Source organism: Flavobacterium sp. J27, assembly GCF_004303025.1.
Lineage (GTDB): Bacteria > Bacteroidota > Bacteroidia > Flavobacteriales > Flavobacteriaceae > Flavobacterium.
In genome coordinates this window covers 208,279-231,136 of record NZ_PJQW01000002.1, presented here as the reverse complement: position 1 = coordinate 231,136, position 22,858 = coordinate 208,279, and the positions used below count along the sequence as shown (strand labels likewise).

22 protein-coding genes and 1 tRNA gene are annotated in these 22,858 nt (G+C 31.2%); 12 read left to right on the top strand and 11 right to left on the bottom strand.

Going from position 1 to position 22,858, the window contains the following annotated elements; all coding sequences use genetic code 11:
• The 8 genes from sucD to CX675_RS03060 form a co-directional block, all read right to left on the bottom strand.
• Positions 1-785: succinate--CoA ligase subunit alpha (sucD, locus tag CX675_RS03095; RefSeq protein ID WP_240723578.1), on the bottom strand; the 785-nt coding region annotated here is incomplete at its 3' end.
• Between the two features lie 92 nt (positions 786-877).
• On the bottom strand, positions 878-1,240 hold the full coding sequence (locus CX675_RS03090) for a nuclear transport factor 2 family protein (RefSeq protein ID WP_130733753.1): 363 nt from the start codon (positions 1,238-1,240) through the stop codon (positions 878-880).
• On the bottom strand, positions 1,230-2,171 hold the full coding sequence (locus CX675_RS03085) for a UDP-3-O-(3-hydroxymyristoyl)glucosamine N-acyltransferase (RefSeq protein WP_130733752.1): 942 nt from the start codon (positions 2,169-2,171) through the stop codon (positions 1,230-1,232). Before CX675_RS03085 ends, CX675_RS03090 begins: the two co-directional genes overlap by 11 nt.
• A gap of 75 nt (positions 2,172-2,246) precedes the next feature.
• The gene (gene efp / locus CX675_RS03080) at positions 2,247-2,807 is read right to left on the bottom strand and encodes an elongation factor P (protein WP_130733751.1); all 561 of its coding nucleotides are present in this window, start codon (positions 2,805-2,807) and stop codon (positions 2,247-2,249) included.
• A gap of 29 nt (positions 2,808-2,836) precedes the next feature.
• On the bottom strand, positions 2,837-3,625 hold the full coding sequence (gene lpxA / locus CX675_RS03075) for an acyl-ACP--UDP-N-acetylglucosamine O-acyltransferase (RefSeq protein WP_130733750.1): 789 nt from the start codon (positions 3,623-3,625) through the stop codon (positions 2,837-2,839).
• 23 nt (positions 3,626-3,648) lie between these two features.
• On the bottom strand, positions 3,649-5,037 hold the full coding sequence (locus CX675_RS03070; RefSeq protein ID WP_130733749.1) for a bifunctional UDP-3-O-[3-hydroxymyristoyl] N-acetylglucosamine deacetylase/3-hydroxyacyl-ACP dehydratase: 1,389 nt from the start codon (positions 5,035-5,037) through the stop codon (positions 3,649-3,651).
• A gap of 10 nt (positions 5,038-5,047) precedes the next feature.
• The gene (lpxD, locus tag CX675_RS03065; protein WP_130733748.1) at positions 5,048-6,064 is read right to left on the bottom strand and encodes a UDP-3-O-(3-hydroxymyristoyl)glucosamine N-acyltransferase; all 1,017 of its coding nucleotides are present in this window, start codon (positions 6,062-6,064) and stop codon (positions 5,048-5,050) included.
• Positions 6,065-6,172: 108 nt separating this feature from the next.
• Positions 6,173-7,408 carry an HD domain-containing protein gene (locus tag CX675_RS03060; RefSeq protein ID WP_130733747.1) on the bottom strand — a complete coding sequence of 412 codons (1,236 nt, stop codon included), beginning with the start codon at positions 7,406-7,408 and terminating at the stop codon, positions 6,173-6,175.
• Between the two features lie 362 nt (positions 7,409-7,770).
• Between CX675_RS03060 and CX675_RS03055 the strand changes: the two genes are divergently transcribed.
• The 8 genes from CX675_RS03055 (at position 7,771) to CX675_RS03020 (ending at position 17,238) form a co-directional block, all read left to right on the top strand.
• The gene (locus tag CX675_RS03055; RefSeq protein WP_130733746.1) at positions 7,771-9,324 is read left to right on the top strand and encodes a PglZ domain-containing protein; all 1,554 of its coding nucleotides are present in this window, start codon (positions 7,771-7,773) and stop codon (positions 9,322-9,324) included.
• A gap of 69 nt (positions 9,325-9,393) precedes the next feature.
• Positions 9,394-9,807 carry a tRNA (adenosine(37)-N6)-threonylcarbamoyltransferase complex ATPase subunit type 1 TsaE gene (gene tsaE / locus CX675_RS03050; RefSeq protein WP_130733745.1) on the top strand — a complete coding sequence of 138 codons (414 nt, stop codon included), beginning with the start codon at positions 9,394-9,396 and terminating at the stop codon, positions 9,805-9,807.
• Between the two features lie 103 nt (positions 9,808-9,910).
• On the top strand, positions 9,911-11,107 hold the full coding sequence (locus CX675_RS03045) for an alanine dehydrogenase (protein ID WP_130733744.1): 1,197 nt from the start codon (positions 9,911-9,913) through the stop codon (positions 11,105-11,107).
• 130 nt (positions 11,108-11,237) lie between these two features.
• Complete coding sequence (locus tag CX675_RS03040; RefSeq protein ID WP_130733743.1) at positions 11,238-11,624, top strand: DUF4258 domain-containing protein; 387 nt, start codon at positions 11,238-11,240, stop codon at positions 11,622-11,624.
• Positions 11,625-11,753: 129 nt separating this feature from the next.
• A tRNA-Val gene (locus CX675_RS03035) sits at positions 11,754-11,828 on the top strand.
• Between the two features lie 273 nt (positions 11,829-12,101).
• Entirely contained in the window at positions 12,102-12,497 is a 396-nt protein-coding gene (locus CX675_RS03030; protein ID WP_130733742.1) for a hypothetical protein, read from the top strand.
• 172 nt (positions 12,498-12,669) lie between these two features.
• Complete coding sequence (locus tag CX675_RS03025; RefSeq protein WP_130733741.1) at positions 12,670-14,949, top strand: GH92 family glycosyl hydrolase; 2,280 nt, start codon at positions 12,670-12,672, stop codon at positions 14,947-14,949.
• A 3-nt stretch (positions 14,950-14,952) separates the two neighbouring features.
• Positions 14,953-17,238, top strand: a complete 2,286-nt coding sequence (locus CX675_RS03020) for a GH92 family glycosyl hydrolase (RefSeq protein WP_130733740.1) — start codon at positions 14,953-14,955, stop codon at positions 17,236-17,238.
• Here CX675_RS03020 and CX675_RS03015 read toward each other — a convergent pair whose 3' ends face one another.
• On the bottom strand, positions 17,239-17,583 hold the full coding sequence (locus tag CX675_RS03015; RefSeq protein ID WP_130733739.1) for a helix-turn-helix domain-containing protein: 345 nt from the start codon (positions 17,581-17,583) through the stop codon (positions 17,239-17,241).
• A 114-nt stretch (positions 17,584-17,697) separates the two neighbouring features.
• On the opposite strand from CX675_RS03015, the gene CX675_RS03010 reads away from it, so the two are divergent.
• The gene (locus CX675_RS03010; protein WP_165395960.1) at positions 17,698-18,297 is read left to right on the top strand and encodes an NAD(P)H-dependent oxidoreductase; all 600 of its coding nucleotides are present in this window, start codon (positions 17,698-17,700) and stop codon (positions 18,295-18,297) included.
• A gap of 127 nt (positions 18,298-18,424) precedes the next feature.
• Positions 18,425-19,504, top strand: coding sequence for an SH3 domain-containing protein (locus CX675_RS03005; RefSeq protein ID WP_130733738.1), 1,080 nt, complete (start codon positions 18,425-18,427; stop codon positions 19,502-19,504).
• 2 nt (positions 19,505-19,506) lie between these two features.
• Here CX675_RS03005 and CX675_RS03000 read toward each other — a convergent pair whose 3' ends face one another.
• Positions 19,507-20,196 carry a DJ-1/PfpI family protein gene (locus CX675_RS03000; protein ID WP_130733737.1) on the bottom strand — a complete coding sequence of 230 codons (690 nt, stop codon included), beginning with the start codon at positions 20,194-20,196 and terminating at the stop codon, positions 19,507-19,509.
• A gap of 94 nt (positions 20,197-20,290) precedes the next feature.
• Entirely contained in the window at positions 20,291-21,457 is a 1,167-nt protein-coding gene (locus CX675_RS02995; protein ID WP_130733736.1) for a proline dehydrogenase family protein, read from the bottom strand.
• A 95-nt stretch (positions 21,458-21,552) separates the two neighbouring features.
• On the opposite strand from CX675_RS02995, the gene aroB reads away from it, so the two are divergent.
• Positions 21,553-22,620, top strand: a complete 1,068-nt coding sequence (aroB, locus tag CX675_RS02990) for a 3-dehydroquinate synthase (RefSeq protein ID WP_130733735.1) — start codon at positions 21,553-21,555, stop codon at positions 22,618-22,620.
• 56 nt (positions 22,621-22,676) lie between these two features.
• Positions 22,677-22,850 (top strand): hypothetical protein, encoded by a 174-nt coding sequence (locus CX675_RS19705; protein WP_165395959.1) that lies wholly within the window; start codon positions 22,677-22,679, stop codon positions 22,848-22,850.
• Positions 22,851-22,858: the final 8 nt, after the last annotated feature.

Here is a 22,858-nt window from a genome sequence, read left to right as displayed (position 1 = left end):
GCTTCTGCTGTATCATCTGCTCCACCTACAATTGCACCAGCATGCCCCATAGTTCTTCCTTTTGGAGCCGTTTCACCTGCAATAAAACCTACAACAGGTTTACGGTTACCATCAGCTTTTACCCAACGAGCTGCATCAGCTTCTAATTGACCTCCAATTTCACCAATCATGATGATACATTCAGTTTCTGGATCATTCATTAATAATTCAACAGCTTCTTTAGTTGTAGTACCAATAATTGGGTCACCACCAATACCAATAGCTGTAGTAATACCTAACCCTTGTTTTACTACTTGATCAGCAGCTTCATATGTTAATGTACCAGATTTAGAAACGATACCTACTTTTCCTTTTTTAAATACAAAACCTGGCATGATACCTACTTTTGCTTCTTCTGGAGTTATTACTCCTGGACAGTTTGGTCCTACTAAACGGCAATCTCTTGATTTAATATAATCGTATGCTTTAATCATATCTGCTACAGGAATACCTTCGGTAATACAAATGATAACTTTTATACCTGCATCAGCAGCTTCCATAATTGCATCAGCAGCAAAAGCTGGTGGAACAAAAATAATTGATGTATTAGCTCCTGCTTTTTCAACAGCTTCTTGAACTGTGTTGAAAACAGGTTTATCTAAATGGGTACTTCCACCTTTTCCTGGTGTAACACCTCCTACTACATTTGTACCATACTCAATCATTTGAGAAGCGTGGAAAGTTCCTTCACTCCCTGTGAAACCTTGAACAATTATCTTTGAATCTTTATTAACTAGAACACTCATGATATGATTATTATATTATTTTTTAAATTGTGTTGCAAAAGTAAGTTTTTTGTAAAAAAAACAGGAACTTTTTAAGTTTTATTTTTGTAAAATTATACTGGTTGACTGATTTGATATCCTCTGAATAATTTATTTTCTAAAAATTCCCATATTACTATAAATTTAGCTATTGGAATTAACTCAGAAGGATTTTCAATAGTAGCTATTTTTTGATTGTATTTTACTACAACTGTGTTGTTTTCTTCTATTAAATGCGTTATTTCAACAATTGAAATATCATAATTTTGCTTTAATTCTAAAGCCAAATTTAATATTGCCTGTTTTGATAAGTTTAAAACACCATCAGAACTACTCCATTCTAAAATTACATCATCATGGAGAAATTCTTCTAAGGCAGCTACATTTCTAATTCCATCTTCAAGATAAAATTTTTGAATTTGCTCTTTATTTGTCATTTTCTTTTAATTTATCTAAAATTTGAGGTATTTTTTTAATGTTTGCCAATTGTTTTAATTTTTCACGAGACTCTTCCATTGGCGTACCAAAATAGGTTTTACCTCCTTCTAATGATTTGGTTACACCTGTTTGTCCCATAATAATTGCTTTGGAACCAATTGTAATTCCACTAGTAGTACCTACTTGTCCCCATAAAGTAACTTCATCTTCAATAACAACACAGCCAGCAATGCCTACTTGTGCGGCTATTAAACATTTTTTTCCAATAAGTGTATCGTGTCCTACATGCACTTGATTATCAATCTTTGTTCCTAATCCTATAGTAGTATCTCCTGTAACTCCTTTATCTATAGTACAAAGCGCACCTATTCCTACATTGTCTTCAATTACTACTCTACCACAAGATAATAATTGGTCAAACCCTTCAGGACGCTTTTTGTAATAAAAAGCATCAGCTCCAATAATGGTTCCCGCATGAATAATTACATTATCACCAATCACGGAATTATCATAAATTGAGACATTAGAATGAATAATACAATTTTTTCCAATAGTTACATTATGGCCAACAAAACAATTTGGTTGAATGATTGTTCCTTCACCAATAGTTGCAGAATTTGAAATGGATACAGAAGCATTTGTAAAAGGTCGGAAGTGTTTTGATAATGTATTGAAATCTCGAAAAGGATCATCAGAAATTAACAGTGCTTTCCCTTCAGGACATGCAACTTCCTTATTGATTAAAACGATGGTGGCAGCGGATTCGAGTGCTTTATCATAGTATTTTGGATGATCCACAAAAACAATGTCTCCTTCTTCAACCACATGAATTTCATTCATTCCTAAAACAGGAAAATCCTCAGGACCAATAAAATTGCAATTAATAATGGTTGCAATTTCTTTAAGTGTATGTTTTTTTTGGAATTTCATTTGTAGTGATTAGTTTAAAAGTGAATAGTGAATAGTAGTTACTAAGTACTATTCACTAATTACTAATTACTATTTTTAGACACGCTCCATATATTTTCCTGAAGCTGTATCAATTTTAATTTTATCTCCTTCGTTAATAAATAACGGTACATTAACCGTTGCTCCCGTTTCAACGGTAGCTGGCTTAGTAGCATTTGTTGCGGTATTCCCTTTTACGCCTGGTTCTGTGTAAGTTACTTCTAAAACTACAGAAGCTGCCATATCAACAGACAAAGGCATATCTGTTTCTGTATTAATTTGAACCATTACATTTTCTCCTTCTTTTAATAAATCTGGAGCATCCAAAACATCTCTACTTAAAGTGATTTGTTCAAATGTTTCAGTATTCATAAAGTGAAAATCATTCCCTTCTGCATATAAATATTGAAACGTATGTGTTTCAACTCTTACTACATCAATTTTATGACCCGCAGAAAAAGTATTGTCTAATACTTTACCATTCGTTAATGATTTTAATTTTGTTCTTACAAAAGCTGGTCCTTTACCCGGTTTTACATGTAAAAACTCTATAATTTTATAAATGTCGTGATTGTGTTTAATACAAAGTCCATTTCTAATATCTGATGTACTTGCCATTTTTATATAATTAATTTTTAAATAACTTTTTAAATTGTGCTTCCAGTATAACCTTTCATAATTCCTCTAGAAGAGTTTCTGATAAATTGAATAATATCATCTCTTTCAGGAGTAGCTTCCATTTCTGCTTCAATAATACTTAATGCTTGTGTTGTATTGAAGTTTTTTTGGTATAAAATTCTATAAATATCTTGAATTTCTCTTATTTTTTCTGTGGAAAAACCTCTTCTTCTTAATCCTACAGAATTAATTCCTACATAAGATAGAGGTTCTTTTGCTGCTTTTGTATAAGGAGGTACGTCTTTCCTAACCAATGAACCACCAGAAACCATGGCGTGCTCACCCACTGAAATAAACTGGTGAATTGCTGCTAAACCACCTATAATTGCAAAATCTCCTATGGTTACATGTCCTGCTAAAGCAACTCCATTAACAATGATTGCATTGTTACCAATATGACAATCATGAGCAATATGAGCTGTTGCCATAATTAAACAATTATCCCCTATTTTAGTTTGTCCTGAAGCTATAGTTCCTCTGTTAATCGTTACACATTCTCTAATTGTTGTATTGTCTCCAATAATTACTAGAGAATCTTCACCTCCAAATTTTAAATCTTGAGGAATAGCAGAAATGATTGCTCCAGGAAAGATATTACAATTCTTTCCTATTCTGGCTCCTTCCATGATAGTAACATTAGAACCTATCCAAGTTCCTTCACCAATTACTACATTATTGTGTATAGTAGTAAATGGATCAATAACTACATTTCGTGCTATTTTGGCTCCTGGATGTACATATGCTAATGGTTGATTCATCTTTTTCTAATTTAAAATATTTTTTATTGTTTTTTTGCAATTTGTGCCATTAGTTCTGCTTCTGCTACTAATCTTCCATTAGCGTAAGCGTTTGCTTGCATATGACAAATACCTCTTCTAATAGGAGCAATTAAATCGCATTTAAATACTAAAGTATCTCCTGGTAATACTTTTTGTTTGAATTTAACGTTATCTATTTTCATAAAGTAAGTTAAATAATTTTCAGGATCTGGAACCGTACTCAATACTAAAATTCCTCCCGTTTGTGCCATTGCTTCAACAATTAAAACACCTGGCATAACTGGTGCGTCTGGAAAATGTCCTACAAAGAAAGGTTCGTTCATAGTAACATTTTTTAAACCAACTACATGAGAATCTGTAAGTTCGAGTATTTTATCTATTAATAAGAATGGTGGTCTATGTGGCAACATTCTCATAATTTGGTGGATATCCATCAAAGGTTCTTTATGCAAATCATAAACAGGAACCTGATTTCTCTCTTCTATTTTAATAATTTTAGACAATTTTTTTGCAAATTGAGTGTTTACAAAATGTCCTGGTTTTGTTGCAATTACTTTTCCTTGTATTCTCTTCCCTATTAATGCTAAATCACCAACAATATCTAATAATTTATGTCTAGCTGCTTCATTTGGATGATGCAACGTAAGGTTATCTAAAATTCCGTTTGGATTAACCGAAATAGATTCTTTATTGAATGCTTTTTTCAAATTTTCCATGGTATCTGCAGAAATTTCTTTGTCTACATATACTATTGCATTATTTAAATCGCCTCCTTTTATTAATCCGTTATTTAATAATGATTCTAACTCATGTAAGAAACTAAATGTTCTACAATCTGCAATTTCTGTTTTAAAATCATCGATACTTTTTAAAGTTGCATTTTGAGTTCCTAAAACCTTGGTACCAAAATCTACCATAGTAGTAATAGTATAATTGTCACTTGGAATAATTGTAATTTCACTTCCAGAAGCTTCGTCTAAATAAGAAATTACTTCTTTAACAACATATACTTTTCTTTCTACCTCTTGCTCTTCAATGCCCGCTTTTTCAATAGCTTCCACAAAATACTTTGATGAACCGTCCATAATTGGAAGTTCAGAAGCATTTAATTCAATAATTACATTGTCTAAATCACATCCTACTAAAGCTGCAAGTACATGCTCAGGAGTTTGTATCATTACACCTCGTTTCTCAAGGTTTGTTCCTCTTTGTGTATTAACCACATAATTCGCATCTGCCTCAATAATTGGTTGCCCTTCTAAATCAACTCTTACAAATGTAAAACCGTTATTAACTGGAGCAGGTTTGAAAGTCATTTCTACCAATTGTCCGGTGTGTAAACCGACACCTTTTAATGAAACTTCGTTTGCAATGGTTTTTTGTTTAACCATGATTTTTAAATTAATTGTTTTTCTTTAGTTTGTCTATATCTGATACAATCTTTGGGAGATTCTTGAAATGCACATACGATTTTGTAAAATCGGAATAATTAAATGCTGGTGTGCCTTGCACTACTTCTCCATCTTGTAAGCTTTTTCCAATTCCAGATTGAGCCTGTACTTTTACATTATCTCCAATTGTGATGTGTCCCACGATTCCTACTTGACCTCCTATCATACAATTTTTTCCTATTTTAGTGGAACCAGCAACACCTGTTTGAGAGGCTATAACTGTATTCTCGCCTATTTCAACATTATGAGCGATTTGAATTTGATTGTCTAATTTAACCCCTTTTCTAATAATAGTTGATCCTAAAGTAGCTCTATCTATAGTTGTACAAGCTCCTATTTCAACATTATCTTCAATAATAACATTTCCAATTTGTGGCACTTTTTGATAGGTCCCATCTTCTTGAGGTGCAAAACCAAAACCATCCGATCCTATAATAGAACCCGAATGAATGGTACAATTGTTGCCTATAACTGTTTCTGAATAAATTCGAACACCAGCAAAAAACACACAATTATCTCCGATAACCACATTATCTCCAATAAAACTATTCGGATATATTTTGGCATTCTTACCTATGGTAACATTTTTTCCAATGTAACAAAAACTTCCCAAATATAAACCTTCTCCGTACACTACTTCATCAGAAATAACAGAAGGTTGCTCTATACCAGACTTCATTAATTTAACCTGATTGTAATATTCTAGTAATTTTGAAAAAGATTTGTAGGCATCTTCTACCTTAATTAGTGTTGTAGATATACTTTGGTCAGGAGTAAATGTCTTGTTAACAATTGTAATTGTAGCTTTAGTTGTATATATATGACTGACATATTTAGGATTGGCTAAAAAAGTTAAAGAACCTTCAATTCCTTCTTCTATTTTTGCAAGTTTAGAAACTTCTGCATTAGGATTACCTACTACTTCACCTTCTAAGATACCTGCTATTTGTTCTGCTGTAAATTTCATTAATTTCTATTAAGTTATCCATTCTTTTAAACGGAAATACACAATCATTAAATGTCATTTTTTTGACTCAATTCCATCTTGACAAAAATATAAAATTAAATTAAATACTTATGCTTCTAATGTTACTTTTGGAAAACATATGAAATATTTAGTAACTGGTTTAGATAAAGCCTTTAAATTTAACTGATCTGAAGCTTGCACTACATCTTCTATACTCTTGTCTTTTTTTAATATTCTAATAGGCTCACTTTCTTTACTATAAGCTTGATTTTTAATTTTTCCTTTAAAAACAAAATAATCGATTTCTTTATCAGATAAAGGATGAATTTTCAAATAAGCCTTTTTGTAAGAATCTAAAATTGTTGCTGAGGGTTTTTCTTCTAACATCTTAATTTTTAACAAATCGCGATTAATAATCATTCTACATAGCTCAGACAACACAAAATCTTCATGAAATTGCCAAGCTTTTATGGCACTCAACACATCATAATCATCTAATTGAGAAAATGTATTTAAAATTTCAGTTGTAAAATCAGATAATTCGACTTTATTTTTCATAAAAAATTGCAACGGTTTACTACATTCCAAATGCATTCCTTTATGCGTTAATTCTTTCGCTCTTTTTAAAATTTTGGTAAGAATTAATTCTGCAACAACCGAAGTCTTATGAAGATACGCTTGCCAATACATTAATCTTCTGGCTACTAAAAATTTTTCAACTGAATAAATACCTTTTTCTTCAATAACTAATTGATCATCTTGAACATGCATCATTTGTATTAAACGTTCACTATTAATATTTCCTTCTGCAACACCACTGTAAAAACTATCTCTCCTTAAATAATCCATTCTATCCATATCTAATTGACTAGAAATAAGTTGCAACATAAATTTTCGATGATATTCTCCTTTGAATATTTGAATTGCTAAAGATAGTTTTCCATTAAAATCTTTATTTAGTTGTTCCATGAATAATAAGGATAATTGCTCATGATGCACATCTTCAACAATACTGTGCTCCATAGCGTGACTAAAAGGTCCGTGACCAATGTCGTGTAATAAAATAGCAATGTATAATGCGTTCTCCTCTTCATCAGAGATAGCAACCTCTTTAAATTTTAACGTTTGTACCGCTTTTTGCATGATATGCAAACAGCCTAACGCGTGGTGAAATCGTGTATGATGGGCTCCAGGATATACTAAATAAGTCATTCCCATTTGAGAAATACGTCTTAATCTTTGAAAATAAGGATGTTGTATAAGATCATATATTAAAGAATTAGGAATACTGATAAATCCATAAATAGGATCATTAAATATTTTAAGCTTATTTGTAGCGTTCACGAAATTAAAATTTATAACAAATATAAAACTTTTGTAGTTATTGCCGATTATTCAATTTATATAATTCTGATTTAGAAAGATTTCATCTTTAAATACAAAATCTATGCTTTTTTTAAGAATAGTTAATTAAACCTTTTCACTTAATGTAAAATAATAATAATCAACAATTTAAAAACACACTATTTTACTTTTTATTAACATCTAATAAAGTTGAAACTTTCAATCGATCCATACTTAGATACCTACTATCAAATATAATAGTTGTACTAAGTCGTTAAAATTTCTTTAAACTATTTCTTTTTATACAATTTTTAATACAATACTCGTTTATTAAATAGTAAATTGCAAAAAAAATCAAATAAATGAACAAAATAAAAATTTTATGGGTTGATGATGAAATCGATCTTTTAAAGCCACATATCCTTTTTTTAGAAAAGAAAAATTACGAAGTAACGACCTGTAATAACGGGCAAGATGCGATTGATTTATTTGAAGAAAATAATTTTGATATTGTTTTTTTAGATGAAAATATGCCTGGATTAAGTGGTCTTGAAACGCTATCAGAGATTAAAGAAAAAAAATCTTCAGTTCCTGTAATTATGATTACAAAAAGCGAAGAAGAATATATCATGGAGGAAGCTATTGGTTCAAAAATAGCAGATTATCTGATAAAGCCAGTAAACCCAAATCAAATACTTTTAAGTTTAAAAAAGAATTTAGATCATTCTCGCTTAGTTTCTGAAAAAACAACTTTAGATTACCAAAAAGAATTCCGAAAAATTGCGATGGACATGGCAATGGTTCGTACTTTTGAAGATTGGGTTGAATTATATAAGAGACTAATATACTGGGAAATGGAACTTGAAAACATTTCCGATCAAGGTATGGTAGAAATTTTAGAAAGCCAAAAAACTGAAGCTAATGTTCAGTTTGGAAAATTCATAGAGCGTACCTATGAAGATTGGTTTGACGAAAAAAATGATAAACCCATTCTTTCCCACAAACTCTTTGGAGAATTAGTTGCTCCAGAAATCAGAAAAAAAGACAAACCAATTCTATTTGTTGTCATTGATAATTTACGTTACGATCAATGGAAAGCATTTGAAAATATTGTAAACAATCATTATAAATTAGAAAAAGAAGTTAGTTATTTTTCTATCCTACCTACGGCAACTCAGTATGCTAGAAACGCTATTTTTTCAGGTTTAACTCCTTTAGAAATGGAAAAAAAGTTTCCTCAATATTGGAAAAACGATGTAGATGATGGAGGTAAAAATTTATATGAAGGAGAATTTCTAACCGAACAATTAAAACGTTTAGGTTTAAATATAAAACAGGAATATTATAAGATTACTAATTTTAAAGATGGGAAAAAATTAGCCGAAAACTTTAAAGCCTTAAAATCGAATGATTTAACCACAATTGTATATAATTTTGTGGATATGCTTTCTCATGCCAAAACAGAAATGGAAGTAGTAAAAGAATTAGCTTCAGATGACAAGGCTTACCGTTCACTAACCATGAGTTGGTTTAAAAACTCACCTCTATTAGACATGATACAGCAAGCCCAAAAACAAGGATTTAGACTAATAATAACTACTGATCACGGAACAATAAACTGCAAAAATCCATCTAAAGTTATTGGTGATAAAAACACCAGTTTAAATTTAAGATACAAAACAGGAAGAAGCTTAACCTATGAAGACAAAGATGTATATGCTGTAAAAGATCCTAAAAAGATTGGTCTTCCAGCATTAAACATGAGTAGTTCTTTTATATTTGCAAAAAACGATTTATTTTTAGCCTATGTTAATAACTTCAATCATTATGTAAGTTATTATAGAAATACTTATCAACACGGAGGTATTTCATTAGAAGAAATGATTATTCCGTTTTTAGTATTAGAACCGAAGTAATATAAAAAACCACAGATTCCCATTGATAAGATTCTGTGGTTTTATAAAGTACAAAATTGCTAAAATTATATGACAATAAACTTTACTCTAGATCAAATTCAAGAGGTAGTACAACAACTATTAGCTACACCAAGATTAAAAAAGGTAATCACTTTCCATGCTCAAATGGGTGTGGGAAAAACCACACTTATTAAAGAATTGGTTAAACAACTTGGTGTTAAAAATAATTCAAGTAGCCCTACTTTTTCATTGGTTAACGAATATGAAACTGAAACAGGAGAAATCATTTATCACTTTGATTTATACAGATTAAATAGTGAAGAGGAGGCTTATGATATGGGTATTGATGAATATTTTTATTCGGGTCATTGGTGTTTTATAGAATGGCCAGAAAAAACACCTAGTTTAATTCCTATTGACCATGCTAGTATTCATATGAAACTAAATAAAAATGGTTCCAGAGAATTAATCTTAACAAATTAAAAACAGAGAAAAAACATTTTATTTTCTCTTTATTCTTTTTTACAGATTCTTTTTCTAATTTTTAAAATTATTCCTAAATTGGCTCAACTTTACAAAAAACAACATGTCAACTTTTAGTCCGTTTTCAAAAATGCAATTGCTTCCTCAAGAAGAGAAATTGGAAATTACTAAGCACAAGAGTGAACTATTCATTGGAATTCCAAAAGAAACTTCGTATCAGGAAAGACGTATCTGCTTAACACCAGATGCTGTCAGTTCTATGACATCTCATGGACATCGTGTCATGATTGAAGCTGGTGCTGGAGAAAGTTCAAGTTATTCCGATAAAGAATATTCTGATGCTGGTGCAGAAATAACTAACGATCCTAAAAAAGTTTTTAGTTGTCCTATTATTTTAAAAGTGGAGCCAGCTACGTTACCAGAAATAGAAATGATGAACCCACAAACCATCATTATTTCTGCTATACAATTAAAAACCCAACGTAAAGGCTACTTTGAAGCATTAGCTACAAAAAGAATTACTGCATTAGCATTTGAATTTATAAAAGACGAAGACGGTTCTTATCCAGCTGTAAAATCTTTATCTGAAATTGCTGGAATTGCATCTATACATATTGCTGCCGAATTAATGATTAATCAAAACATTGGTAAAGGGTTATTATTTGGAAATATAACCGGTGTTCCTCCTACTGAAGTTGTTATTTTAGGTGCTGGAACCGTAGCAGAATATGCTGCGAGAACTGCTCTAGGACTTGGAGCTAGTGTAAAAGTATTTGACAATTCGATTACAAAATTAAGACGTTTACAAAACACACTCAATCAAAGAATTTTTACTTCAACAATACAAGAAAAATCTTTATTAAAAGCACTACGAAGATGTGATGTAGCCATTGGTGCCATGCGTGGTAAAAACAGAACTCCTATAGTTGTTACTGAAACAATGGTAGAACATATGAAAAAAGGTGCTGTAATTGTAGATGTTAGTATTGATACAGGTGGTTGTTTTGAAACCTCTGAAATTACCACTCATGAAAAGCCTACATTCATAAAAAACAATGTCATTCATTATTGTGTTCCAAATATTCCCTCTAGATATTCTAAAACAGCTTCATTATCGATTAGTAATATCATTACACCATTTTTACTTCAAATTGCAGACGATGGTGGTATAGAAAGTGCCATTCGTTGCAACAGAGGATTAAAAAACGGAATTTATTTTTACCATGGTTTACTAACCAATAAATCTATAGCAGATTGGTTCAATTTAGAACATCGAGACATTAATCTAATTGTTTTTTAGGGCATTCCCTCGTTTTCTAATGAACGAGGTCGCGCTATCCATTCTATCTTTTATCCTTTTATTAGGATAAAAGGATGTCATTCCTATCGCTAATGCAGACCAAAATACTATATTTGCAAAAAAATTCAATATGAAACTTAAATATAAATTAGCATATTATCTTTTTGGTCTACTATTAGGCTTATTTTTTGTTATCAAATTTTTAGGAGCAAAAGCAGATGCAAAAGGTGTTGAATTTTGTTATTTACCAAATTGTCGTGTTTTACAAGATTTAAGAAGTAAATCTTTAGAAATAACTCCAGAAGCAAAAACAATTTTAGCAGAAGAATGGATTAATTTAGACGATATAAAAGCTTCTTTAAAATATGGCGATGTCGATTTTTCAAAAAGTAATAAACCATATAAAAACGGTAAAATTTACTTAGTTGAAGGCAAAACAACTCAAAATGAAGAAATTAACATTACCATGATTAACTACCCTTCAAAAGTAGTACTAGAAAAGATTGAAAAAAAATAATTTTTTTCAAAAAAACACTTGCAGATATAAATAAACCTTGTATATTTGCACTCGCAAACAAGTTCAACGAACACTTTTACTAAATAAAGTAATGTTAGTTAATACGGTAATAACGTTTGCGATTTATTGGGGCGATTAGCTCAGCTGGTTCAGAGCACCTCGTTTACACCGAGGGGGTCGGGGGTTCGAACCCCTCATCGCCCACAGAAATTAAATCCTACAGAAATGTAGGATTTTTTGTTTATATACTTAATCGAATACAATTATACATATATATCCAATTAAACAATACTAAAAATACCATCTTAAATATCTTAAGAAAACATATTCTATAACAAAAAAATTAAATCCTACATTTCTGTAGGATTTTTTTGTTTACAATCATTCTATTCTTTTGTAAAGAATAAATAAAAAAATGTTGTATATTTAAAGACAAGCTTTTCTCAAATCTACTATTAACTTTATAAACCCTATTATATGATAAAAAAATACTTACTCTTTTTACTTATTTTCTGCCGTTTTTCATTTATTCAATCACAAAATATCAATCTAACTGAAGAAGAGGTAATTACAACATTATGCCATACTTGGAGCTTGAGTTTTGCAACAATTCAGGGTAATCCCATACAAATTAATGCAGATTTTAAAGTACAATTCAATCGTGATTATTCTTATTTTTTATTAAGCAATCCTGAAAACCCTGGAAAATGGAGCTATAACAAACAAGGAAAATATATTGAATTACAAACTAATGGAAGAACTGCCCGAATTACTACTCTTAGTAAAAAAGAAATGATATTTATAGAGATGATAATTGATGAAAATCATCGTTCAACACCTCCTAATTCTCAATTTCACTTCATTCGGAGTTAATATTTTTAAAAATTAGATTAGTATAAGTAAAAAACGTTTATCATAACGTATAGAGAATAATTATAATAAATACATTTTAACTATACAATAGTACAACTTCACTACACTTCCTTACAAACAAAAGGAGAGAATTAAGTATATTTGAAAAACAAATTAATAAATTCTCTCTTTAATGACACAAAAAATAGTTAAAGTAATTTTTTTAATTGCTTTATCATGTAATGCACAACAAGTTTCAAAACCAACAGATCTTGTGGAATGGATAAATCCATTAATGGGAACAGATAGTAGCTATGAATTAAGTAACGGAAACACTTATCCATCCATTGCTTTACCTTGGGGAATGAATGCTTGGACACCACAAACTGGAAATAATGGTAATGGTTGGCAATACACTTATGATGCCAATAAAATTAGAGGTTTCAAGCAAACACATCAACCTTCTCCTTGGATGAACGATTACGGTCCTTTTTCTTTGATGCCAATGACAGGAAAAGGTACCGTTGATGAAGAAGAAAGAGGCAGTTGGTTCAGTCATAAATCTGAAATAGCAAAACCTTATTACTATAGTGTTTATCTTGCTGATTATGATGTTACTACTGAAATTACCCCTACAGAAAGAGCCGCGTCATTTCGATTTACTTTTCCTAAAACAGATAGTGCTTTTGTAGCCATTGACGCCTATGATAGAGGTTCGTACCTAAAAATTATTCCTTCCGAAAATAAAATTATTGGTTACAGCTCGAGATATACAAGAGGAAAATTAAATAATTTCAAAAATTATTTTGTTATCGTTTTTGATACTCCTTTTACAACTACTTCTCTTTGGAATGATAAAACTAAAATTAAAGGCAATGAACTTTCTGGATCTCATATTAGCAGTCTTGTTCATTTTATAACGAAAAACAAAAACACAGTTATTCATGCTAAAGTTGCCTCATCTTTTATTAGTTTTGAACAAGCAGAACAAAATCTAAAAGAAATTGGTTCCGATAACTTTGATACCGTCAAACAAAAAGCCAAGAATATTTGGAATACAACTCTAGAAAAAATACAAATTGAAGGAGGCACAACAGACCAAATAAGAACCTTCTACTCTACCCTTTATCGCACCCTCTTTTTCCCAATGAAAATGTATGAAATTGATGCCAATGGAAACATAGTTCATTATAGTCCCTATACTGGTAAAACGATACCAGGATATCGTTTTGCTGGAACAGGCTTCTGGGATACCTTCCGAGCCTTATACCCTTTTTTAAATTTAATGTACCCTTCCATTAATAAAGAAATGCAACAAGGATTACTAAATGATTATAAAGAAGGTGGTTGGTTACCCGAATGGAGCAGTCCATCCTATAGTGACATTATGATTGGTAATAACTCGGCTTCTGTGGTAGCTGATGCCTACGTAAAAGGCTTACGTGGTTATGATATCGAAAAACTATATGAAGCACTACTTCATGGCGCTAACAATGAAGGTCCACAAGCTACAGGAAGAAAAGGAGTTCAATATTATAATGAATTAGGTTATGTTCCTTACAATGTTGACATTAATGAAAGTGCCGCACGAACCTTAGAATATGCCTATGATGATTTCGCCATTAGCCGTTTGGCCAAATTATTAAATCGTCCACAAAAAGAAATTGATTTATATAAAAATAGAAGTAAGAATTACAAACATCTTTTTGATCCTGAAACAAAATTAATGCGTGGAAAAAATAAAGATGGAAATTTTCAAAAACCTTTTAATCCTTTAAAATGGGGCGATGCTTTTACAGAAGGCAACAGTTGGCATTACACTTGGAGTGTCTTTCATGATATTGAAGGTCTAGCCCAATTAATGGGAGGACATCAAGAATTTACTACTATGCTAGATTCTGTTTTTCAAATGGCTCCAATCTTTGATGACAGTTATTATGGTGGTACTATTCATGAAATCCGTGAGATGCAAATAGCTAATATGGGACAATATGCGCATGGAAACCAACCCATTCAACATATGATTTATTTATACAATTATGCTGGCCAACCTTGGAAAACACAATATTGGGTTAGAGAAGTAATGGAACGCATGTACAAACCTACTCCAGATGGCTATTGCGGTGATGAAGATAATGGTCAAACCTCTGCTTGGTATGTTTTTTCTGCATTAGGCTTCTATCCTGTTTGTCCTGCAACGAATCAATACATATTAGGTTCACCTTTATTTAAAAAAGTAACGTTACATCTTGAAAATGGTAAAACATTTACCATTGAAGCGCCTAATTCTAATTCAGATAACAAATATGTTGATAAAATTAAATTAAACGGAAAAGAATATAAAAATAATTGGATTAGCCATGAGGACATCTTAAAAGGCGGTACTTTTAATTTCATTATGAACAACACACCTAATACAAAAAGAGGAACAACAACCGATACTTTTCCTTTTTCATTATCTACTAACAATTAAATCATGAAAACATTATTTTCAGCTATTAGCTGTTTTTTTACACTACTTATTTTTGGTCAACAAACCACAAAAAACCTCATTCCATTTGTAAAACCAATTATTGGAACACAACGCATGGGACACGTTTATCCTGGTGCTACTGCTCCTTTCGGAATGGTTCAATTGAGTCCTGATACCGATACCATTCCTTATGCTGTAAATGGAAAATACAATCCTGATGTATATAAATATTGTGCAGGTTATCAGTACGACGACAAAACTATAGTTGGTTTTAGTCATACGCATTTCAGTGGCACTGGTCATTCTGATTTAGGAGATTTCTTAATCATGCCAACCACAGGAAAATTACAATTAAATCCTGGAACAGCTGCAACACCATTAAAAGGGTTTAGATCTTCTTTTTCTCATGAAAATGAAGTTGCCGAAGCAGGATATTACAAAGTGAAACTTGATGATTACGATATTACAGCAGAATTAACGGCTTCTACCAGAGTAGGTATGCATCAATATACCTTTCCAAAAACAGATCAAGCACATATTATTCTAGATTTAATGGCTGGAATTTACAATTATGACGAAAAAAGTGTTTGGACTTACGTAAGAGTTGTAAATGATACCTTGATAACAGGTTATAAACAAACCAATGGTTGGGCTAGAACCAGAACAGTCTATTTTGCTATGAGTTTCTCCAAGCCTTTTAAAAATTATGGTCAGAAAAATTTTGATGAAAAGCAAGTATATCGCGGTTTTTGGAGGAAATTTGACCAAGAAGATAATTTCCCAGAAATAGCGGGTAAAAAAATAAGAATGTTTTTTGATTTTGACACAGAAGCAAATGAAAAAGTTAAAATAAAATTTGCTTTATCACCTGTAAGTCAAAAGAATGCACTTCAAAATTTAACAGAAGAAATACCGCATTGGGATTTTGAAAAAGTTAAAAAACAAACACAAGATGATTGGAATCAAGAATTAAATAAAATCCAGGTTGATGCATCTCCTGATGATAAAACCAACTTCTACACAGCTATGTACCATGCTTTTATTACACCTAGTGTTTATCAAGACAGAAATGGAGAATACAAAGGGTTAGACCAAGATGTACATCAAGCGAATGGTTTTACCAATTATACTACTTTTTCACTTTGGGATACCTATAGAACCTTACATCCTTTATTTAATGTTCTCCAACCCAAAAGAAATGCAGATATGGTGGCTTCTATGTTAGCTCATTATGACCAAAGTAGTTTACATATGCTTCCTATTTGGAGTCACCATGCGAATGACAATTGGTGTATGAGTGGTTATCATAGTGTTTCCGTAATTGCCGATGCTATCTTAAAAGGAACGTATGCAGGTGATGCAGAAGCTGCTTTAAATGCTTGTGTTATTACAGCAAGGAAGCGCAATTATGAAGGAATTGGTTACTATATCGACAAAGGATATATTCCAGCCGAAAAAAGTGGTATTTCGGTTTCCAACACATTAGAGTATGCTTATGACGATTGGACTATTGCACAATTGGCAAAAAAATTAAATAAGACTGCTATTTACAACGAGTTTATACAACGTTCCGAAAATTGGAGAAATAATTTCAATCCGGTTTCAGGTTTTATGGAACCCAAATTAGACAATGGAACATTCAAAAAAGACTTTGATGCTTATAGCACGCACGGACAAGGATTTATTGAAGGAAACAGTTGGAATTATAGCTTTTTTGTCCCGCATAACCCTGATGCATTGGTTACCATAATGGGAGGTAAAAAACAATTTGGTAAAAAATTAGACACCCTTTTTACCATGCATTTATCAGATGCTTTCTTCGCAGAAACCGAAGACATTACAAGAGATGGAATTATAGGAGGTTATGTACATGGAAATGAGCCTGCGCATCATGTGGTTTATTTGTATAATTGGGCTGACCAACCTTGGAAAACACAAGAAAGAGTACGTCAAATATTAAAAATGCAATACAAACCTACACCAGATGGCTTAGGAGGAAATGACGATTGCGGACAAATGAGTGCTTGGTATATTTTTAGTGCTATGGGGTTTTATCCAGTGGCTCCAGGTTCTTTAGAATATGCTATTGGTAGTCCCTTAATTACCAATGCTATTATTCATTTAGAAAATGGAAAAACATTTGAAGTTGCTACTCAAAATCAATCTGAAACTAATCCATATGTAAAAAGAATTATCCTGAATGGAAAAACGTTAAATCGTTATTACATTACCCACGATGAAATTATGAATGGTGGAAAAATAACCTTTATAATGAGTTCTAAAAAATAATTATATAGTGGTTTCCAATTCATTTTTCACTACATAATTACCCCATTTAGCCATTTCTTGCAAAAGTGGAATAAGCGTTTTTCCAAAATCGGTTAATGAATATTCCACTTTTAAAGGGGGCTTTGTAGTATATACCTGCCTTTGAATTACCCCATCAGCTTCTAAGTCTTTTAACTGTAAACTCAAGGTGCGCTCGGTAACATCTTTCATTTTTTTTCTTAGTTCATTGTAACGTAACGGTTCTTTAATCAAATAAAATAAAATAACCGATTTCCACTTCCCACCAATAATTCCCATCGTAACACTGGTACAACAAGGATATTCTTTTCCTTTTACTGTATACATACTTTCATTTTTTATTAAATTTAAACTATCCTTTTTGACCGTTATTGCACAACAAAAATACTATACTTACTTTTGTAACTATAAAAAATATAGTATAAATCAAATCACAAAAATATGAGTTTTATTGCAGCTATACAAGAGCGCTACACTACAAAAAAATACGATGCTTCTAAAAAAATCGAAAAAGACACTTTAGATCAGTTAAAAGAAATTGTAAGACTGAGTCCGTCTTCTATAAACAGTCAACCTTGGAAATTTACATTTGTAAGTGATGAAAAAACCAAAAACGAATTAGCCAAAGCATCTTTTTTTAATGATACCAAAGTAATTAATTGTGATACGCTAGTTATTTTTAGCCGAATTGATAGTATTGCAGAGTTTGAAAAACAAATTCAAGCTACATTACCAGAAGGTGCAGTAGGTTATTACAATCAATTTATAAAACCTTTACCAGAAGCTGAAATAAAAGCATGGTTTGACAAACAAGTATATTTAGCTTTAGGAGTTTTCTTAAGTGCTTGTGCTGCAATGAATATCGACTCTACACCTATGGAAGGTATTGAACCCGAAAAATACAATGCCATTTTGCAATCTGAAAAGCATCATACCTTAGTAGCTGTAGCTATTGGTTATAGAGATACTGAGGATGCCAATCAACCCCAAATAAAACCAAAATCGAGAAGAGCAAAAGAAGATGTAATCACGACAATATAATCAGGTTCCAATTATAATGACAAGCACGAATTTTATTCGTGCTTTTTTATTTTCAATACTTCTAATAAAATAAATTTTACTACATTTCACCACTTAAATAAACGTACCTTTACCTTTTATCAATAAAATGAATAAAAATTATTTTTTTTTACTAATAAGTTGCATTATATTCCTTATATCTTGTAAAGAATCAAACACAAAAAAAACAAATATCGATATCAATTTAGATTCCATTTCTCACCCTGAACAAATAATAGATAAAGGCAAACCCATTGATTTTGAAAACACTAAAGTTCTTTCTCAAGTTTACGTTACAAGTAAAAATAATATTGAAGCCAAACAAGAGAAAGACAATAACTCAAAAACAGTTCATAATTACATGTATGCTGAGAAATTAGATGTTATTGAGGATAATGGTATATGGCTAGGAATTAGAGAAAGAATACGTAGAGAATTTATTCAAGATGGAAAAACAATACAACTCATACAATGGGAAAAAGTATATGTACCAAAGATCAAAACAGGTTCTATTGAGCAAATTAAAATTTCTTCTTCTGATTTATATAGTAACAATTATCTAATTATAAAGGAAAAAGAAGTAAAATCCAATTACGAAAAACAAATTAAAGAATATCTTACCATTGAACTTATTGATAAAGACTTTTACAACAGTAAAAAAGAACAGAAAATTGATTTTTTAATAGCAGACACCAATGAAATAAAGAAAAAAAATGGAACTATTGAATTAAAATGTCAAAATAAAACAGTTACCTACTCAGACAAACCAGATGCAGAAGAACAAAGACAAGAATTTGAATATATTGGACAAATTAACTTTTTAAATAAATATTTAATATCTGGTTCTTATTGGGAAAATTCAGATTTTCGATTTGTGGATAAAATAACAGCAGAAGAAACTAATCTCTTGGATTACCCTTATATTTCTCCAGACAAAAAAATGATCATATGTATTTTCGCAAACCCTTATGATACATCAGCAGATATAGAAATTTATAGTATTAATGAGTCTAATATTCAAAAAGTCCTTCTTGTAAGTTTTGATAAATGGATGCCAGTAGAATCTCATGATTTCTTTTGGAATACAGATGGCTATTTATATCTCGCAGCAATAAACTCAAATATTTTTTGGACTTCTGATGGAAACACAAATAAAAAAGCTCAATACATTCGCATCAAAATAATATAGTCTTATTTACCAGTAACCAAATTAAACACAGGACAAACCCCTGCTTCTGGTATGCTACTATGAACCGGTGGTTTAGGATAATATTGCAACGTTCTTTGCACCGAAATAGCACGTTCTTTTCCTGCAATGAGTTCCACTAAATACAAGGCTTCATCCAATCCGGAAGAAATTCCTCCACCCGTAACTCTATTTCCCGATTTCACATATCTAGGATGTCCTTCAGCTACTTTAACTTCTGGATAGTTTCCAAAACAATTCACAAATGCCCAATGCGTCGTAATTGTATGTCCGTTTAACAAACCTGTATTCGCAAGCAAAACGGCTCCTTCACAAACGGAACATACCCATTCTGCTTGAGAACCTGCTTGAGTGACATAAGCTGTAAATGGCGATTCTTTGTCTGAAATGATAGCTGCCAATACATCTGCATCTCCACCAGGAACCCAAATTAAATGTGGTTTTTGTACAAAAGCGTCATCAAAAGTGGCTTCAACAGCTATTTTTACTCCGTTAATGGTTGTAAAAGTAGGTTGATTTCCACATACATAGTAAATTTTTACATCTCTTTCAAAACTAGGATCTTTTGCTAACCAACCAAATATTTCTCTTGGAGCAGCGATATCCATATAATCTACACCGTCATATACTGGAATTGCAATGATAAAGGGCTCATTAGAAGTAGTATTTTTCATTTTTGTTGTTTATTGGTAAACTAAAAATACAAAAAACAATTCATGAACGATAATTTTACAACATAAAAAAATCCCTTTTTCAAGGGATTTCGTTTTATAATTTTCTTCGTGCTCTTTCTTTTTTAATTAAATCGAGTTCTCTACTCGTTTGTCCTGCAACAGAAGTATTTTCTTCTGCTCTTCGTATTAAATAAGGCATTACATCACGAACAGGTCCAAATGGTAAATATTTAGCCACATTATAACCATTTGCTGCCAAATTATAGCTAATATTATCACTCATTCCATATAATTGTCCGAAAAAGATACGTGAATCGTTTTTAACAATATTTCTCTCATTCATTAATTCCATTAAACGGTACGAACTATTCTCATTATGCGTTCCTGCGAAGATTGCCATGCGATCTATATGATCTAACATGTACATAATGGCAGTATCATAATTTTCATCTGTGGCTTGTTTGCTATGGCAAATAGGTGATTTATATCCTTTTTCCTCTGCTCTAGCATTTTCTTTTTCCATATAGGCTCCTCGTACTAATTTCATACCTACATAAAATTCTTCAGCTTTGGCAATGGCATTTAGTTTTATCAAATATTCCATTCGATCCCAACGATACAATTGCAAGGTATTGAAAACAATCGCTTTTTCTTTATTGTACTTGCGCATCATTTCTGTAACCAAATCATCTGCTGCATCTTGCATCCAACTTTCTTCACCGTCAATTAAAACAGCTACATCTTTGTCATGAGCCATTTTACAAACTGTATCAAAACGAACTACTACTCTATTCCATTCTTCTTGTTCTTCAGTTGTAAAAGATTTACCTTCACCTATTTTTTGATATAATGCAAAACGACCTAAACCAGTCGGTTTAAAAACAGCAAAAGGAATGGCTAAACGCTCTTTTGCAAATTCAATTGTTTTTAATGTCATTTCTAAAGCAGCGTCAAATTGATTTTCTTCTTCTTTACCTTCAACAGAATAATCTAATACAGAAGAAACCCCTTTGGTAAACATTTTATCCACCACCGAAAGACAATCTCTTTCATTTATACCACCACAAAAATGATCAAAAACAGTACTTCTAATTAAGCCTTCTACTGGCAAATGCGCTTTTAAAGCAAAATTAGTTACCGCTGTCCCTATTCTTACAAGTGGTTGACTTTCAATTAATTTAAACAAGAAATAAGCTCTCTCTAATTCTGTATCACTTTTCAGTGAAAAAGCAACTTCTGTGTTATTAAATATTTTTTCCATTATTTGGCTTAGTTTTAGTGCTACAAATATACTTTACACCATTGTAATTTTAAATAAAAATTGCCTTATTTTGCAATAAATTGAAATCTATTACCATGCAAACCATTCAAGCCAATAATTATCAGGTTTTTTTTAACGAAAATGGATACGAGTATTTACAAGCTGTTTTAAATCCTAAAGACTATTCTAAATTATTTATCATTGTTGACGAAAACACTTCAAATTATTGTTTACCCAATTTTTTAGCTCAATTAACTACTGAAATTGAAATTGAAATTATTGAACTAGAAGCTGGTGAAGAACACAAAAATATTGAAACCTGTTTGCAAGTTTGGCATTCGTTAACCGAACTAGGTGGCGATCGTAAAAGTATCATCTTAAATTTAGGAGGTGGTGTAATTACCGACATTGGTGGTTTTATTGCTTGCACCTTCAAAAGAGGTATCGATTTCATCAATATACCAACTACCTTATTATCTATGGTTGATGCTTCAATTGGAGGTAAAAACGGAGTTGATTTAGGCAATCTAAAAAATCAAATTGGGATTATAAGAGAACCAAAAGCCGTTATCATAGATACGCATTTTTTAGAAAGTCTTTCCGGCGAACAAATGCGTTCAGGTTTTGCGGAAATGTTGAAACATGGTTTAATTTACGATAAAAGATATTGGGACAAACTAAAAAATCTATCTAATTTAAGCACAGATGATTTAGATAATTTAATTCATCAATCAGTTGAAATAAAAAACCAGATTGTTTCACAAGATTTAACTGAAAATGGCATTAGAAAAGCATTAAATTTTGGGCATACTTTAGGTCATGCCATTGAAAGTTATTTCTTAGAAAATGAAAATAAAAAAAGCTTACTTCATGGAGAAGCTATTGCTATTGGAATGATTTTAGAAAGCTATATTTCCAAAGAAAAAGGATTACTAACTCCTGAAGAACATTATGAAATTAAATACATTTTAAGTGACGTTTATGACAAAGTAACTTTTGATCAAAATGACATCAAAAATTGTATTGATTTACTTATTTATGACAAAAAAAATGAATTTGGTACCGTTCAATTTGCCTTATTAGATAAAATTGGTAACTGTAAAATTAATGAAACTTGTGAAAACAATCTGATTTACAAAGCTTTTGAAGATTATAAATCTTAATTAATTTTAATATTATGATTATTATTTGGTAACAATATTTTTTTACCTTTGTGGGAATGAAAGAACACCCATTTTCTCGTTTTACGAAAGATAGTAGCACAAATAGTATGACTGATTTTTCTGTCAGTTTATCTATTTTATGGGCTACTTTTTCTTTTATTGACACCTTTGTTTTTTCTAAAACATTTAGAGAAAAACTTTTAATTCAATTTTCAAATATTAGAGTGTAAAAAAAAGC